Annotated in this window: 13 protein-coding genes and 1 pseudogene; 6 read left to right on the top strand and 8 right to left on the bottom strand. The window is 64.2% G+C overall.

Translation table 11 applies throughout. The features are described from left to right. Positions 1-34: 34 nt before the first annotated feature. The 4 genes from QQK18_RS03025 to QQK18_RS03010 form a co-directional block, all read right to left on the bottom strand. Positions 35-913, bottom strand: coding sequence for a carbohydrate ABC transporter permease (locus QQK18_RS03025; RefSeq protein ID WP_284338800.1), 879 nt, complete (start codon positions 911-913; stop codon positions 35-37). Next, the gene (locus tag QQK18_RS03020) at positions 913-1,998 is read right to left on the bottom strand and encodes a carbohydrate ABC transporter permease (RefSeq protein WP_284338799.1); all 1,086 of its coding nucleotides are present in this window, start codon (positions 1,996-1,998) and stop codon (positions 913-915) included. The genes QQK18_RS03025 and QQK18_RS03020 overlap by 1 nt, the downstream gene beginning before the upstream one ends. Before the next feature lie 185 nt (positions 1,999-2,183). Further along, positions 2,184-3,452: an ABC transporter substrate-binding protein gene (locus QQK18_RS03015; protein WP_284338798.1), complete on the bottom strand. Its 1,269-nt coding sequence runs from the start codon at positions 3,450-3,452 to the stop codon at positions 2,184-2,186. Then, positions 3,449-4,531, bottom strand: coding sequence for a LacI family DNA-binding transcriptional regulator (locus tag QQK18_RS03010; protein WP_284338797.1), 1,083 nt, complete (start codon positions 4,529-4,531; stop codon positions 3,449-3,451). Before QQK18_RS03010 ends, QQK18_RS03015 begins: the two co-directional genes overlap by 4 nt. A gap of 269 nt (positions 4,532-4,800) precedes the next feature. Here QQK18_RS03010 and QQK18_RS03005 point away from each other — a divergent pair, with 269 nt between their 5' ends. Together QQK18_RS03005 and QQK18_RS03000 are read left to right on the top strand one after the other, a co-directional pair. Next, positions 4,801-5,025, top strand: a complete 225-nt coding sequence (locus QQK18_RS03005; RefSeq protein ID WP_284338796.1) for a hypothetical protein — start codon at positions 4,801-4,803, stop codon at positions 5,023-5,025. A gap of 26 nt (positions 5,026-5,051) precedes the next feature. Then, positions 5,052-5,606, top strand: a complete 555-nt coding sequence (locus QQK18_RS03000; RefSeq protein ID WP_284338795.1) for a hypothetical protein — start codon at positions 5,052-5,054, stop codon at positions 5,604-5,606. A gap of 53 nt (positions 5,607-5,659) precedes the next feature. Here QQK18_RS03000 and QQK18_RS02995 read toward each other — a convergent pair whose 3' ends face one another. Next, positions 5,660-6,298, bottom strand: a complete 639-nt coding sequence (locus QQK18_RS02995) for a Vgb family protein (protein WP_284338794.1) — start codon at positions 6,296-6,298, stop codon at positions 5,660-5,662. A 4-nt stretch (positions 6,299-6,302) separates the two neighbouring features. Continuing rightward, positions 6,303-7,529, bottom strand: coding sequence for a helix-turn-helix domain-containing protein (locus QQK18_RS02990; RefSeq protein ID WP_284338793.1), 1,227 nt, complete (start codon positions 7,527-7,529; stop codon positions 6,303-6,305). Between the two features lie 150 nt (positions 7,530-7,679). On the opposite strand from QQK18_RS02990, the gene QQK18_RS02985 reads away from it, so the two are divergent. Both QQK18_RS02985 and trxC read left to right on the top strand, forming a co-directional pair. Continuing rightward, positions 7,680-7,874, top strand: a complete 195-nt coding sequence (locus tag QQK18_RS02985) for a hypothetical protein (protein WP_284338792.1) — start codon at positions 7,680-7,682, stop codon at positions 7,872-7,874. Continuing rightward, the gene (trxC, locus tag QQK18_RS02980; protein ID WP_284338791.1) at positions 7,871-8,317 is read left to right on the top strand and encodes a thioredoxin TrxC; all 447 of its coding nucleotides are present in this window, start codon (positions 7,871-7,873) and stop codon (positions 8,315-8,317) included. Before QQK18_RS02985 ends, trxC begins: the two co-directional genes overlap by 4 nt. 40 nt (positions 8,318-8,357) lie before the next feature. Here trxC and QQK18_RS02975 read toward each other — a convergent pair whose 3' ends face one another. Continuing rightward, positions 8,358-9,533: an acetate/propionate family kinase gene (locus tag QQK18_RS02975; RefSeq protein WP_284338790.1), complete on the bottom strand. Its 1,176-nt coding sequence runs from the start codon at positions 9,531-9,533 to the stop codon at positions 8,358-8,360. Continuing rightward, a complete protein-coding gene (locus QQK18_RS02970) occupies positions 9,523-11,910 on the bottom strand; it encodes a phosphoketolase family protein (RefSeq protein ID WP_284338789.1) in 2,388 nt (795 codons plus the stop codon). Before QQK18_RS02970 ends, QQK18_RS02975 begins: the two co-directional genes overlap by 11 nt. 169 nt (positions 11,911-12,079) lie before the next feature. Between QQK18_RS02970 and QQK18_RS02965 the strand changes: the two are divergent. Together QQK18_RS02965 and QQK18_RS02960 are read left to right on the top strand one after the other, a co-directional pair. Next, a pseudogene (locus QQK18_RS02965) lies at positions 12,080-12,649 on the top strand (MBL fold metallo-hydrolase); the annotation flags it as partial. A gap of 790 nt (positions 12,650-13,439) precedes the next feature. Then, the gene (locus QQK18_RS02960; protein WP_284338788.1) at positions 13,440-14,636 is read left to right on the top strand and encodes an amidohydrolase family protein; all 1,197 of its coding nucleotides are present in this window, start codon (positions 13,440-13,442) and stop codon (positions 14,634-14,636) included. Position 14,637 lies beyond the last annotated feature (1 nt).

The following is a 14,637-nucleotide window of genomic DNA, read 5'->3' as shown; positions in this document are numbered from 1 at the left end:
TTCGTCGAACTTTCTCAGTCGTTGGTCAGAAGGATCAGCCCTTGATGCCCGTCGAAGCGATCGAGGCGATGAAGGCCCTTTGCAGGAACAGGTAGAAGGCGAGCACCGGCAGGGTGATCAGCGAGAGATAGGCCATAACCTCGCCCCAGGCTGTGTTGAGCTGGAAGAAGTACTGCAGGCCCACCATCACCGGCCGGAACTGCTCGGACTGGGTGACCATCAGCGGCCAGAGATACTGGTTGTACATGGCAAGGAACTTGAGGATGGCAGCGGTCGCGATCACCGGGCCGGCGATCGGCATGATCACCATCGCGTAGACCTGGAACCAGGTCGCTCCGTCGAGCCGCGCCGCCTCGATCAGTTCCTTCGGCAGGTCGCGGAAATACTGGACGAAGAGGAAGATGGTCAGCGCATCGGCAAGGAACGGCACGATCTGCACGTGGTAGGTGTTGAGCCAGCCCCATTGCAGGCCGTTCGGCCCAACAAAAGGCAGAGTATTGACCACCATCAGCATCGGCACCGCTATCGTCTCGAACGGCACGATCAGCGTCGCGATGACGATCGAGAGCACCAGGTTCTTGCCGCGGAACTCGAGGAAGGCGAAAGCAAAGCCGGCCAGCGAGCAGAGAAAGAGCGAGCCGATGACGGTAAGGCCGGTGACGAACACCGAGTTGAAGACGAAGAGCCCGATCGGTGCGCGCCGGAACGCGGCGAAGTAATTGTCGAGCGAGATGTCGCCGACCGGCAGGAACGCCGCGATCGAGGACGTGTCGCGCAGAAGCTGCAAGTCGGGCTTCAGCGAGGAGACGACCATGAAGACCATGGGGAAGAGGAAGACCAGCGCCACCAGCACCAGCAGCAGGTATTTGAGGCCCGTCTTCAGGTTCTTGTTGGGTTCGGCAACGGTGGCCATCAGTTGCGCTCCCGTGTGAGGTATCGCTGGGTGATCGAGATCGCCAGCACCAGAAGAAAGAGGAGCACAGATATGGCCGATCCTCCGGCGATATTCTGTTGCTCGTAGCCGCGTTGCACGGCCTGGAAGACCAGTGACTGGGTGGAGTCGAGCGGCCCGCCCTGGGTCATGACGTCGACCTGGGCAAAGAGCGAGAAGGCTTGCATGGTGATGACGACGAGGATGAGGACCGCCGTGTTTCGCAGCCCCGGCCAGGTGACGAAGCGAAACTTCTGCCACGGCGTCGCCCCTTCGATATCGGCGGCCTCATAGAGCGCGACGGGTATGGTCTGCAGACCCGAAAGCCAGATGACCATGTGGAAGCCCACCCCCTGCCACACCGACATGGCGAGGATCGCCCAAAGCGCCGTCGAGGGCTCCCCGAGCCAGTCGACCGGCCGGAACTGGCCGAAGCTGATGAAGCTGAGGAGGTTGTTGAGGAGCCCGTTGCGTCCGTCATAGATGAAGCGCCAGAGCAGCGAGACGACCACGATCGAAACCACCACCGGCATGAAATACACCGTGCGGAAGATGTTTATGCCCCTGAGCTTCTGATTGATCATCAGCGCGAGGAGGAGGGCGAGGCCCGCCTGCACGGGGGCAACCACGGCCACGAACATCAGCGTGTTGGTCAGCGCCTTCATGAAGACGAGATCACGCGCCAGCACCACGACCTGGTTGTCGCCCCAGCTCCAGCCGAACCATTCGCGCATGCCCTCGAGGTGTGGATAATCGGGATTGTTGCGCGTGAAGGTACGCACCCGCGGATATTCCGGCCGCCCCTCGTCATCGCGCACGACCGCGCCGCTATTGTCGCGCTCGGGCTCGAGCGTCAGCACGCCGACGCCCAGCATTTGCTCGAAATTGCGCAGGCCGACGATTTGCGTCGGGTTGGGCGAGATCAGCCGCTGGTTGGTGAACGAGAAGCCGAAGGCCAAGAGGAACGGCCCGATGAGGAAGAGCGTGAGCAGGATGATTGCGGGCGCCATCATCAGCCACCCCGCTGTGGGATGGTTCTGCAGCGATTTTGCGGTCTTGGGAGTCATGGTGTCCATCCCACTGGCGCCTTGCGTTTCATTGCGATCACCCCCCTCCCGGCCTCCCCCAAAAGGGGGGAGGTGCCGGTCCGGTGAGTTCGCGGGATGGTGCCACAAGCACAATGTGGCACCTCCCCCCTTGTGGGGGAGGCCGGGAGGGGGGTGCCCAGCCGACCTCGTGGCGATCGCTCCGACTACTCCTCGAAGCCGTAGCCGTTGTTGCTTTCGATATCGGCATCGATCGCATCGACCGCCGCATCGAGCGCATCTGCAACGTCGGCGCCGTTCGCAATATCCGAGAGCGCCTTGCGGAACTCGAGCGCTGCAAACACATAGCCCGGAGTCACCGGCCGCAGCGTCGCCTGGGCTTCGCTCAACCCGTAGAACACTTCGAGAGGTCCGCCGGGTGCGTAATTCTCGGTCATGGCGGCCGCTTCCGCCGTTGCCGGGATCAGGCCGATGCCGTCCGAGAAGGCCGCCAGGTATTCGGGCTGAAGGGCAAACTCGATGAAGGCGCTCGCCCCGTCCGGATGTTCGCTGGTCGCCGAGACACCGAACTGCCAGGAGGCGGCGCCGATCTTGGGACCGTTGCCGAAATCGGGCGCGGGAAGGAACAGGACGTCGTCGCCCAGCGCTTCGAGCGCCTGCACGGCGACCCAGTTGCCGTTCCACTGCAGCGCGTAGTCGCCGTCGATGAAGCCGGTCTGGTGGTCGGCCATGTCCTGGCTGGTGCCAGGTACCAGGTCACGCTCGAAGAGGCTCTGCCACCACTCGCCGAACTCGATGGCCTCGTCCCCGTTGAGCACACCTTCGGCGGTGAGGTAGGTCGAGCGGTCGACGATGTCGCCGCCAAAGCTCTGCAGGAATGGGCTGAAGGCGTAGGGATACCATTCGCCCTGGTCGGCCATGCCGAGATTGAGCGCGTATTCGAAATCTCCAGTCGCCTGCAGCGTCTCGAGAATTTCGTCGAACTCGTCCTTGGTCCACGGCTCCTCGAGCGTCGGGATGCGGATGCCGTTCTCCTCGAGCACGGACTTGCGCGCATACATCGCAACCGCCGCATCCCAGAGGCCGACCGAATAGACTTCGCCGTCCCACTCGCCGATTGCGCCGGGAAGGAACCCGTCGAGGGCGCCTTCCGAGAGTTGCAGCGGCTGCATGTAGCCGGCCCACGCCCAGTTGGGCATCACCGGACCGTCGACGTCGATGATGTCGGGGAGGTTCCCGGCGACGGCCGCGGCGACGACGGAATCGTTATAGGCGATCTGCGGAAACTCCTGCAGCACGACCGTCCAGTCGCTTTGCGAGGCGTTGAAATCGCTGATGATCTGGTTGATCAACTCGCGTTCCACGGTGCTGCCGGCACCATGGTACCACATGCTCAGCTCCGTCTGGGCAAAGGCGGCGCCCGAGAGCGCGGTGGTGAGGGCCAGGGCCCCCGCAAGGGTTTTCAGGGTCTTCACGTTTCTCTCCTCCATGTTTGGAATGGCGTGACCACACGGTCACGCGGCCTGACGCTTTCGCGCCAGGCGACCGGACCCGAGACCAGTTCCCGGCTCGGCTCGTTCGGTTTGCTCGTGCCTGAGATCAGGCGGATCAGCTTCGCCGCCGCCCGCGCGCCCATCGCCCCATAAGGCAGGTCGACGCTCGAGAGCGGCGGATGCATGTGCTCGCTGATCATGCGGTAGTCGTCGTAACCGACCAGGCAGATGTCCTTGGGGATTTCGAGCCCGCGCTCACGCAGGAGCCCATAGACGCGCATAGCCATCTTATCGTTGGCGCAGCAGATGACAGTCGGCGGGTCGGGAATGCGCAGGAGCCGGTCGAGGGCGTCCCAGAGCAGGTCGTACTCGTGCGCCACATCGCTGATGGCGCCGGCGATGACCAGATCCTCGTCGAAGGCAATGCCATGCTTGGCCAGCGCCTTGCGGTAGCCCTCGGTGCGGTGGGGGCGCGCAGCCTGCCGCTCGGGCAAGGTCAGAAATCCGATGCGGGTGTGACCCTTGCCGATGAGCCCGTCGACCACGGCGAACTGGCCGCCCTCGTCGTCGGGTAAAACGCACGGCGTACCGACCGCATCGAAGCAGTTGACCAGCACCATGTGCCGCCCGCGGAGATTCCCGGGCAGGTGCACTTCCTGGTGATATTCGGCCACATAGAGGATGCCCTCGACGCGATGCTCGAGGAAGGTGTGCAAGAGATCCGGCACGCGTTCGGCATGGCCGCCCGTATCGGCGATCAAGAGCGTCAGGTTATGTTCGGCAAAGACCCGCTGGGCGCCCTGCACCAGGTAGATTTCCGGCAGGCCCGTGGGCTCGAAATGCGGCGAGGTCGAGATGGCGCCGGTGATCATGCCGACCAGCCCCGAACGCTGCGAGCGCATGGTGCGCGCCGCGCTCGACGGTACGTAGTTGAGCTGGCCTATGGCGGCGTGCACCGCCGCGCGGGTCTTCTCGTTGACCGGCGCATCTCCATTGAGCACGCGGCTGACGGTTTTCGGCGATACGCCTGCCGCCTTGGCGACATCGTAGATCGTGGCCACCCGAACCTCCCTTGGTCGGCCGTCTCGTCGGCCGGATGCCGCAGCGGTTTATGACACCGATGTCATGACATCGGTGTCATAAACCATACCGGCGCCACCCGAGTCAAGCCACCGGCGGATTCTACGGCCGTTGAAGGAAGGAAATTGAAGGCGAGGTCGGCGCCGATATGGCTCTCGCACGATGCCGATCATCGCTTGGCTTAGATCAGATTGTGCAACCCCGAACCGTCTTCCCGGTTGGGCTAGAAACGGGAAACCGGAGAGATGCCATGTCCACGAGAAAATCCAAGATCAGCACCGGCGCCAACGACAGGCCGGTCGACGAGTCGATCGCCCAGACGGCGCCGGGCCTGCCCGACGACAGCTCCCGTACGCCCGATGTTGACGATGCGCACGTCGAACGTGTGCGCAAGCAGCTGGCCGACGACCCGCGGGCTCGCCTCAAGAAGGAGGTCGAAGAAGAGATCAAGGCCTCCGAGCGCGGCTCCGAATAGGCCTCTGCTCACAAAAGGAGGTGAAAATGGCTGCTGCAGACGTCATGAAAACCTGGCCGCAGGAATCGCGGGAGGCGGCCAAACTAGTGCTCGATACCTATGGCGAACCGGACGAGGTGAGCGAAAGCCAATTCATCTGGCACGAGGCCGGTCCATGGAAGCGGATCGTTGCGAGCAAGACCTTCTTCAACCACAACTTTCCGGCGCCCCACAGCGACTCGGTCGAATCCTTCATCGACTATCATGTGCCGCCCGAAAAGTTCTCAGATCTCGCCGCCTTCGACGGCAGCGTCATCGTGGAACGGACCGCGGGTGAGGTTTCGGCGCGTTGCCATGACGAGCAGGCGAACTTTCTGGCGCTCAACCTGATGCACGACATCGTCATCGGCGCCAAAACCGTCGAGGAGGCGCGCCAATACTACGCCAAGGAGTTCGCTGACTATCGGCGCAAGAAGCCGACGCCCTATATGGAAAAGCTCCGCTTTACCCCCAATGGCGGCGATACCACCGATCCGGACCAGCGCATGCTTTCGGATGAGGATCTCAAGAGAGCGCAGGAGGAAGGCAAGAAGGCAGAATAAATACCGGGGTTTGCAACTGACACCGACTCCGTGGTGCCATCGCGCACCCGCCATCATGCCGCCCGCTTCGGCCGCCGTATGATGCTGACCTTTCCGCTGTCGCCGCCTCCGCAGAAGAACCGGTTACCGCCGTCGGATTCGAGCCCCGACACGCCATACGGCATCTCGAGTCGCTCCAGGACCTCTCCGGTTTCGTCATTGATCCGCCGGACCTCTCCCTGACCGTCTCCCGAGGAGGTGGCGTGCCAGAGTTCGCCGTCGACCCAGGTCACTCCGGTAACGAACCGATTGGACTCGATGGTGCGCAGGACCGCCCCGGTCTCGGGATCGACCTGGTGGATCTTGCGGTCTCGATACTGTCCCACCCAGAGCGACCCTTCTGCCCAGGCAAGTCCGGAATCGCCGCCACCGCCCGGTGCCGGGATCGTGGCAAGCACCTGGCCGGTCTGCGGATCGATTTTGTCGATGCGGTCCTCGGCGATCTGATAGAGGTGCTGTCCGTCAAAGGCCGTCCCCGCATGCGCGGCGACATCGATCGAACGCACCGTCTCCCCAGTCTCGGGGTCAAGTGCGTTGAGCTTATCCCCCGAGGCGAACCAGACGCGCTGGCCGTCGAAGGTGACGCCAGCCACATTCTTGGCCCCCGCAAAGGGTCCATATTCTCTCAAAATCTCGGCAACAGTTGTTTTCATGGCCTCACCCTAACACCCCGGGAAGCGGTCCGGGGAGTAACAATGTTGTCGGAAAGCCGGGCACCGAAGGGGTCGTCCAGCGGAGCGCTCGCCCGCGGCCGAACGATTGCACCTTTCCCTCACCCGCAAGCTGCTCGAGCGCACGCTGAACGGTGCGCGGGCTTGCGCCGAGTGCGATCGCCAAGGCCGAGCTCGACCAGGATTCGCCGTCGGCGAGGAATGCAAGCACCGCCGCATGCGGCTCTTCGACCGGCGGCGCCAGCACCGCGATCTCGTTTGCCCGGCGCGGCACGAGCTTGAAACCGTGCCTCGTTGCGCTGACGTCGGTTAGTCCGCGCAGCTCCGCGCGGAGCCGCCCCATTTCGACCCGCAGGCGCGCGCGATGCGACTCGTCGGCGTGCCTCGCCCGGAACGCGCGGGCGAGAAGTGTGTTTCTCGAGGCGTCTCCCGGCCAGGCTTCGGCAAGGGCGCGGGCCAATGCGAAGAGAACCGGGCGCGTTGTCAGCCCCACCACACTCCTGTCGTCCCGCACCACATTGCGGCAGGCATCGATAACGAGCGTTCCCGACGCCAGCAGTGTCTCGACCTCGTCGAGCATGACGGGGCGCTCCTCTCCCCGCACGATCACGCGCGCTGCGGTTGTTTCCATCACCCGCGACGCGCTTTCAACCTCGGCCGCCAAAGCCGGTATGCCAGCCGCGTGCGCGGCCTCTTGCGCCTGGGCAAGCGCGCCGCGTGCTGCCTTCGTCTGCACGCGGCGAATGGCGATGCCGGCAACGATCAGGGCATGCGCAACCCGTAGCGCTGGCGGAAGCGGCGCTGGATCGGTTCCCGCGAGCAGTCGTTCGGCTTCATCGAGCCGACCGATGAGGAGCAGCCGCCGGGCCTCGAGGTTGCGCGCATGCGCGGCGTTGACCGCATCGCCATGCGCCTCGAGTGTCGCGCGCGCCGCATCGAGCGTCCTGGCGGGCCAGCCGAGATCGCGCGAGACGAGGGCGATTTCCGCTTCGGCAACGACGCAACGTGCACGAGCCATGGCTTCCCTCGGCGAAAACGCCCGTGCCGCACTCTTCAGCAGGGCTTTTGCCCGGGCGAAGTCGCCGAGCTGCGCCATGGCGATACCGCGCAGCGCCAGCGCCGGTGCATCGTCACGCAGGGCGACGCGCTTCAGCGCCGCAAGAGGATCGCCGGCCGCAAGGGCCTGTGCCGCCGCCGTAATCAGGGAGTCCATGAGATACCGCCACCCTCGTATCCTTCACCGTTCGGCCGCCGACACGTGGTCTCCCTGCGACAGCCGAACGACACGTCTACCGCTAGCAGTCACATACGTGCCAGAAGGAGAACCCTCGATGCCGGCCAGTCTACATGAAGTCGCGGTGAGGTGGTCACCCCTTATCACCTGCGCGATCGCCTGATGATGTACGGCAGCAACGATGATGTCTTGATCGTTCCCGGACCTCCCGCAGGGAACGGGAACAGCGCCCAGTCATTCTTCGCTGCAGGCAGTCTGATGCCGATGAAGCCGGTTGCCACCCTATCGGAGCTGGCGCAGCAAAAACGAGGAATGTTTTTATGAACGGCACCATGCACGTGGTTTGCACTGAGTGCAGAAGCGTCAACCGGATTGCCGCGGGAAAACCGGCGCGCGAGGGGCGCTGCGGCAAATGCGGCGCCGGCCTCTTCACCGGACATCCAGCCGAAGTCACGGGCGATGGGCTCGAAAAGCAGATCGCGCGCAGCGACATTCCTGTGGTGGTCGATGTCTGGGCGGACTGGTGCGGCCCCTGCCGCATGATGGCGCCGCAATATGAAGCGGCGGCACACCGACTCGAGCCCGAGTTCCGGTTCCTCAAGCTCGATTCCGAGGCCGAACCGGGGATGGCCGCGCGCTTTGGCATCCGCGGCATTCCGACCATGCTGCTCTTCCATGACGGCAAGGAAGTCGCCCGCGTATCCGGTGCCATGCAATCGTCCCAGATTTCGGCCTGGCTGAGAGAGCAGATGGGCCAGAGCGCCTGACCTGCCGAGAGGTTCGTTTGGTCGATGCGGATGCGTGGAGCTATTGGCGCGCGCCCAGAAGCGCCGCAATCTGCCGGGCGATCACCACTTCCTCGTCGGTCGGGATGACGAGGACCTCCACGCGGCTCGACCGCGTCGAGATGCAGCGCGCTCCGGCGCTGTTGGCGGCCTCGTCGAGCGAAACGCCGAGCCAGGCGAGACGCTCGCCGACGCCCTTGCGGACGGGCGCCGAGTGCTCGCCGATGCCGCCTGTGAACACCAGGGTGTCGAGCCCTTCCAGCGTATTGGCCATGGCGGCAGTCTCGCGGCAGATGCGGAAGACGAAGAGATCGATGGCCTCCGCCGCTTCGGGGGCGCCGCTGGCCAGCAGCTCGCGCACGTCTCCCGAGAGACCGGAGACACCCTTGAGCCCGCTCTCGCGGTAAAGCAGGGTTTCCAGTTCGTCGGGCGTCAGCCCCTCCTGCTGGAGGAGGTAGAGCAGGACGCCGGCATCGATCTGGCCGGGCCGGGTGCTCATCACCAGACCGTCGAGCGCGGAAAAACCCATGGTGGTGTCGTGGCTTTCCCCGTTGAAGAGGGCGCAAAGGCTCGCACCATTGCCCAGATGCGCGACGACGATCCGCCTGTCAGCGCGGTCGGCGAGTTCGCCGGCGATGTACTGGTAGGAAAGCCCGTGGAAGCCGTAGCGGCGCACGCCCTTGCGCTCATAGGCGCGCGGGATCGCGTAGCGGCTGACGGGCGGCGAAAGCCGATGGTGGAAGGCGGTGTCGAAGCAGCCGACCTGCGTAAGACGCGGGCGGGCCTTTCGGACGGCGCGGATCAGCGCCATTGCCGGCGGCTGATGCAGCGGGGCGAGCGGGGTCAGGCTCTCGACCGCTTCGATGGTTTCGGCGGTAAGCAGGACCGGTCCGGTGAACCGCGTGCCGCCATGCACGATGCGGTGACCGATGGCCGTCGGCTCGCCGCAGTCGAACGTCTCGGTGAGCCAGGGGAGCAGCCGCTCGATCAGCGCCGCCTCGTCGAGAGGGATGCTGGAGAGATCATGCTCGATGGTCTCTCCATCCGCGCCGTCCGTCCGGACACGGATGCCGTCGGCACGCGTGACGCTGCCGCGGGCGAGGCGGGCGACATCGCCTGCGACATCGTAGAGGCCGAATTTGAGGCTCGACGATCCGGCGTTGAGCGCCAGGACGACCTCTCGCCCGTCACCTGCCATGGGTCCAATTCCACTCACGGATCCCGGGCATGTCCTCGCCGTGCTCGCGCACATAGGCGGTATGTGCCGCGAGCCTGGCGTTCAGGTTCGCCTCGAGCGCCGCGCCGTCTGCCCCGGTATCGGGCAGCCATTTCAGCGCCGCCAGCGCCAGATGGAAGCGGTCGATGCTATTGAGGACCGCCATGTCGAACGGGGTCGTGGTGGTGCCTTCCTCCTGAAAGCCGTGGACGTGGAGATTGGCGTGGTTGCGCCGCTGGTAGGCAAGCCGGTGGATGAGATAGGGATAGCCGTGATAGGCGAAGACCACAGGCTTGTCGGTGGTAAAAAGCGCGTCGAAGTGCTCGTCGCTCAGCCCGTGCGGATGCTGGTATTCGGATTGCAGTGTCATCAGGTCGACGACATTGACGACGCGGACCTTGAGTCTCGGAAGGGCCAGCCGCAGCAGGTCGACGGCGGCCAGGGTTTCGAGTGTCGGCACGTCGCCGGCGCAGGCCATGACGATATCCGGCTCCTCGTCGCCGGCAACGGTCCCCGCCCAATCCCACGCGCCGATGCCGACGTCGCAGTGGCGCGCGGCCGCCGCCATGTCGAGCCACTGCGCCGAGGGTTGCTTGCCGGCAACGATGACGTTGATGCGGTCATAGGTCCTGAGGCAGTGGTCGGTAACCCAGAGCAGGCAGTTTGCATCCGGCGGCAGGTAGATGCGCACGATATCGGCCTTCTTGTTGGCCACGAGATCGACGAAGCCCGGGTCCTGGTGTGAGAAGCCGTTGTGGTCCTGCCGCCAGACATGGGAGGTCAGCAGATAGTTGAGAGAGGCGATGGGCTTGCGCCAGCCCAGTTCGCGCGAGACCTTGAGCCACTTGGCGTGCTGGTTGAACATCGAATCGACGATGTGGATGAAGGCCTCGTAGCACGAGAAGAACCCGTGCCGGCCGGTCAGCAGATACCCCTCGAGCCAGCCCTGGCAGAGGTGTTCGCTGAGGATTTCCATCACCCGCCCGTCGGCGGCGAGGTTGGTGTCGAACGGCTCGATGTCTTGCATCCACACCCGGTCGGTGACCTCGAACACAGCGTCGAGCCGGTTGGAGGCCGTCTCGTCGGGTCCCATCAGGCGGAAATTGCGAGCATCGGCATTCAGCCGTATGACTTCGGCGAGGTATTTGCCCATCACCCGTGTCGCTTCGGCGACAGGTGCGCCCGGCGCTGGCACGCCGACGGCAAGAGTCTTGTAGTCGGGCAGCTTCAGCTCGCGTTTCAGCAGTCCGCCATTGGCATGCGGATTTAGTCCCATCCGCCGTTGCCCGGTCGGCGCCAATGTCAGCAGGTCGGCGTGCGGGCGCCCGTCCGCATCGAAGAGCTCTTGCGGGCGGTAGCTGCGCATCCAGTCCTCTAGCAGCTCGCGGTGGCTGGCATCTGCGCGCGCATTGGCGACCGGAACCTGGTGCGAGCGCCAAAAGCCTTCGACCTTCTTGCCGTCCACCTCTTTCGGCCCCGTCCAGCCCTTGGGTGAGCGCAGGACGATCATCGGCCAGCGTGGCATATTCAGCGCATCGCGGTTGTCGCGGGCACTGTCCTGAATCGTGTGGATGCGCGTGACGACGCTGTCGAGGGTTGCCGCCATCTGCCGGTGCATCGTTGCCGGATCCTCGCCCGAGACGAAATGCGGCTCCCAGCCGAGACCGAGGAACAGGCGTTCGAGATCCTCGTCCGCCATGCGGCCCATCACCGTCGGATTGGCGATCTTGTAGCCGTTCAGGTGGAGGATCGGCAGCACCGCCCCGTCATGAACGGGGTTGAGGAACTTGTTGGAATGCCAGGAGGCGGCAAGCGCGCCGGTCTCGGCTTCGCCGTCGCCAATAACGCAGGCAACAGTCAGTTCGGGATTATCGAAGGCGGCGCCGAATGCGTGCATGAGCGCGTAACCGAGTTCTCCGCCTTCGTGGATGGACCCCGGCGTCTCCGGCGCCGCGTGGCTCGGCACACCCCCTGGGAACGAGAACTGCCGGAAGAGGCGGCGCAGGCCCTCTTCGCTTAGCGGTACATCGGGATAGATTTCGCTGTAGCTGCCTTCGAGCCAGGTGTTGGCGACCATGCCAGGCCCGCCATGCCCGGGTCCGCAGATATAGATCATGTCGAGATCGCGCCGGGCGATGACGCGATTGAGATGGGCGTAGATGAAGTTGAGTCCCGGCGTCGTGCCCCAATGGCCGAGCAGCCGCGGCTTGACGTGCCCCGGTTGCAGGGGTTCGCGCAGCAGCGGGTTGTCGAGCAGGTAGATCTGACCGACCGAGATGTAGTTGGCCGCCCGCCAGTAGCGATCGATGAGCGCCAGCTCGTCCGATCGAAGGGGGTGGTCGCCGGCTTCGTGCGTCATAGCTCTCTCCATCGCTCCATCTGGTAACGGTGCAGCGGTCCTTGAGGGTTCCGGAATTGAATGGAGCCTTTCCGGCCTCGAGGTGCGAGCAGCGGCGTGAAACTGCTGGTGCGCCGCCGTCGTTGCAGACATACGCTCCCGAAACATGCAGCATTGTGAGTTGCATCAAGCAGCAGCCAAACCTGCAGTCACTGGCTTCTTCGAGCCGCGCACCGGGTCGATCCAGTACATCGTGGCCGATCCTGGAACGCATAGGTGCGCCATCATCGATCCGGTGCTCGACTTTGACGAGAAGTCCGGCACGATCCGCACCGTCGAGGCTGACAAGCTACTCCGTTTCATCGCGGATAATGGCTACGAGGTCGAATGGATCCTCGATACTCACCCGCATGCCGACCATTGCTCGGCCGCCCAATACCTCAAGGAGAAAACCGGCGCGCCGACCGCCATTGGCGAGAAGGTGACCGCGGTGCAAACGCTCTGGCAGGGCATCTACAACCTGCCCGAACCGCGAGAAGACGGCAGCCAAGGGGGACAAACTCTTCGCCGACGGCGAGGAGTTCAAGGTGGGCAGCATTCCGGCAAGGGTCATACACTCGCCGGGGCATAACCTCGCTTCGATCACCTGATCGCAGACGCAGCCTTCGTGCACGATACCCTGTTCATGCCCGATGGCGGCGTCTTACCAACGCGCTCGGCTACGCGTTCGTCAGCGCTCAGGCGATCGCAGTGGCGATCCTCGCCGCACTTCAGTTCACTGTCTGGCGGCAGGCAAAGCCCGTGACGCATGAGTGCTCTGCCTTTGCCTCGCAGCCTCTCCGCGAGCTGCAGAGGCAGGCCGAGACACGTGTTGTAGCAAAGCCGCCAAGGGAACGGAGTCTTTCCCTGGCAAGTTGCTCCCTCCTGGACACGTTTATGGGAGAGCCCCGATCCTCGCTAAACCATTGATGATTGCCTCAGCGCTTGTGTTGGCCGCTCCTGCTCCAGTCGCGCTAGCCTGATGCCGCCTTTCCGACTCAATGGTGAGTGCAATGCGAGGAACTCGCCGTTGCTATTCAACCTAGTGAGCCGCGGCCTATGCTCTGCGTTGCCGAAGAGGCCCCGGAGGAAAATGCGGACTCTAGGTGATTTTTTGGAAGCAACACGCCGAGCAGAGCGATGGGCTCTTGTGAGCGGGCAAAGGCCCGCTCGTTGATTATTGAACCACTTGGCGCTACGCCGGGCCCAAAAACGGTGAAGGCAAATGTCTGCTTCTAGGAATTCGTGGAAGCTGACCGAACAACCGGAAAGGGGCGCGTAGCTGCCGGCAAACGACGGGCCGGCACCGGCAGCTTTGGCGGGTGTGAGAAGCAGCTGTCGAAGGCCAGCGGCCGAACGAAGGCCTTCCATCTTTGCTGGATATCTCGATATCCAGAGCACCTTCTTTTGAGCTGCGCTCATCTGGCGCGAGCATGCGTCCACCCGCGATCACATCTTGACATATCATAATCTTGTCATACAAAGATGGCGAAAAGGGAATGGGGTTTCAGATGCGTGTTGCTGTGGTCAATCTGGGGTGCATCGTGAGCGGCGATTGGCGCGCCCCATTGGTCAAAGGCGACAGCGTGGTTATGCAGGATGGGCTGATAGAGAGCGTCGGTACCAGCGATGCAATGACGATTGCCTCCTGTGACGTGGTGGTTGACGCTGGTGGCGCCTCAGCCATGCCGGGTCTGATTGACTCCCACGTGCATATCACCTTCGGCGACTACACGCCGCGGCAGAAGGCGGTGGGGTACCTGGAAAGCTATCTGCATGGGGGCGTGACCACATCCATCTCCGCCTCGGAGGTGCATGTGCCCGGGCGGCCAAGCGACCCTGTGGGGGTGAAGGCGCTCGCCATTGCAGCGCAGCGGTGCTTTGCCACCTATCGCCCCGGTGGCATGCGGGTCTGGGCGGGTTCGGTGATCCTCGAGCCGGGACTGACGGAAGCCGATTTCGCGGAACTCGCCGCCGCCGGTGTCTGGCTCGCCAAGGCCGGGTTCGGGGCCTTTGCCGACCCGATGGAATACAAGCCCCTGGTCGCCATGGCGCGGGCGCATGGCATGATCACTACCCTGCATACGGGCGGCGCCTCGATCCCTGGCTCATCGCCGATCAATGGTGAGCACGTGCTTGCCATCGATCCGCACGTCTCGTTCCACATCAATGGTGGGCCGGTGGCGATGCCGGATGCACACTTCGAGCGGGTGGTGACCGAAAGCCAGGTGGCCCTGCAGCTCTGCACGGCGGGCAATCTGAGAACTGCATTGTTGTGCACGCGCCAGGCGCTGGCGCACGACCAGTTCGACCGGCTGCTGATCGCCACGGATACACCAACCGGCTCGGGCATCATGCCGCTGGGCATGTTCTACACGATCACCCATCTTTCCAGCCTGCTCGACCTGCCGCCGGAGATGGTGATCGGCGCGGCGACGGGCAATAATGCGCGCGTCTATGGTCGCAATTCCGGCCTCATCGCTCCCGGCAGGGATGCCGACCTGGTGCTGGTCGACGCGCCGCTGGGCGGCACCCAGGACAATGCGCTGGCCGCCTTGCGCCATGGCGACCCGGTGGCGGTGGGGGCCGTGTTCAGCGATGGCGTGCCGCGTTTCGTCGGGCGCAGCCGCAACACCCCCGCACCCAAACGCGCCGTTCGCGTCGCCGAGAACCGCCTGCCGCGCGACTTCGGCGGCGCCGCGCACTAGA

Source organism: Devosia nitrariae (genome assembly GCF_030160115.1).
Classification (GTDB): Bacteria; Pseudomonadota; Alphaproteobacteria; order Rhizobiales; family Devosiaceae; genus Devosia; species Devosia nitrariae.
The sequence above is the reverse complement of the archived record's forward strand: the minus strand, read 5'-3'. Positions and strand labels throughout refer to the sequence as shown.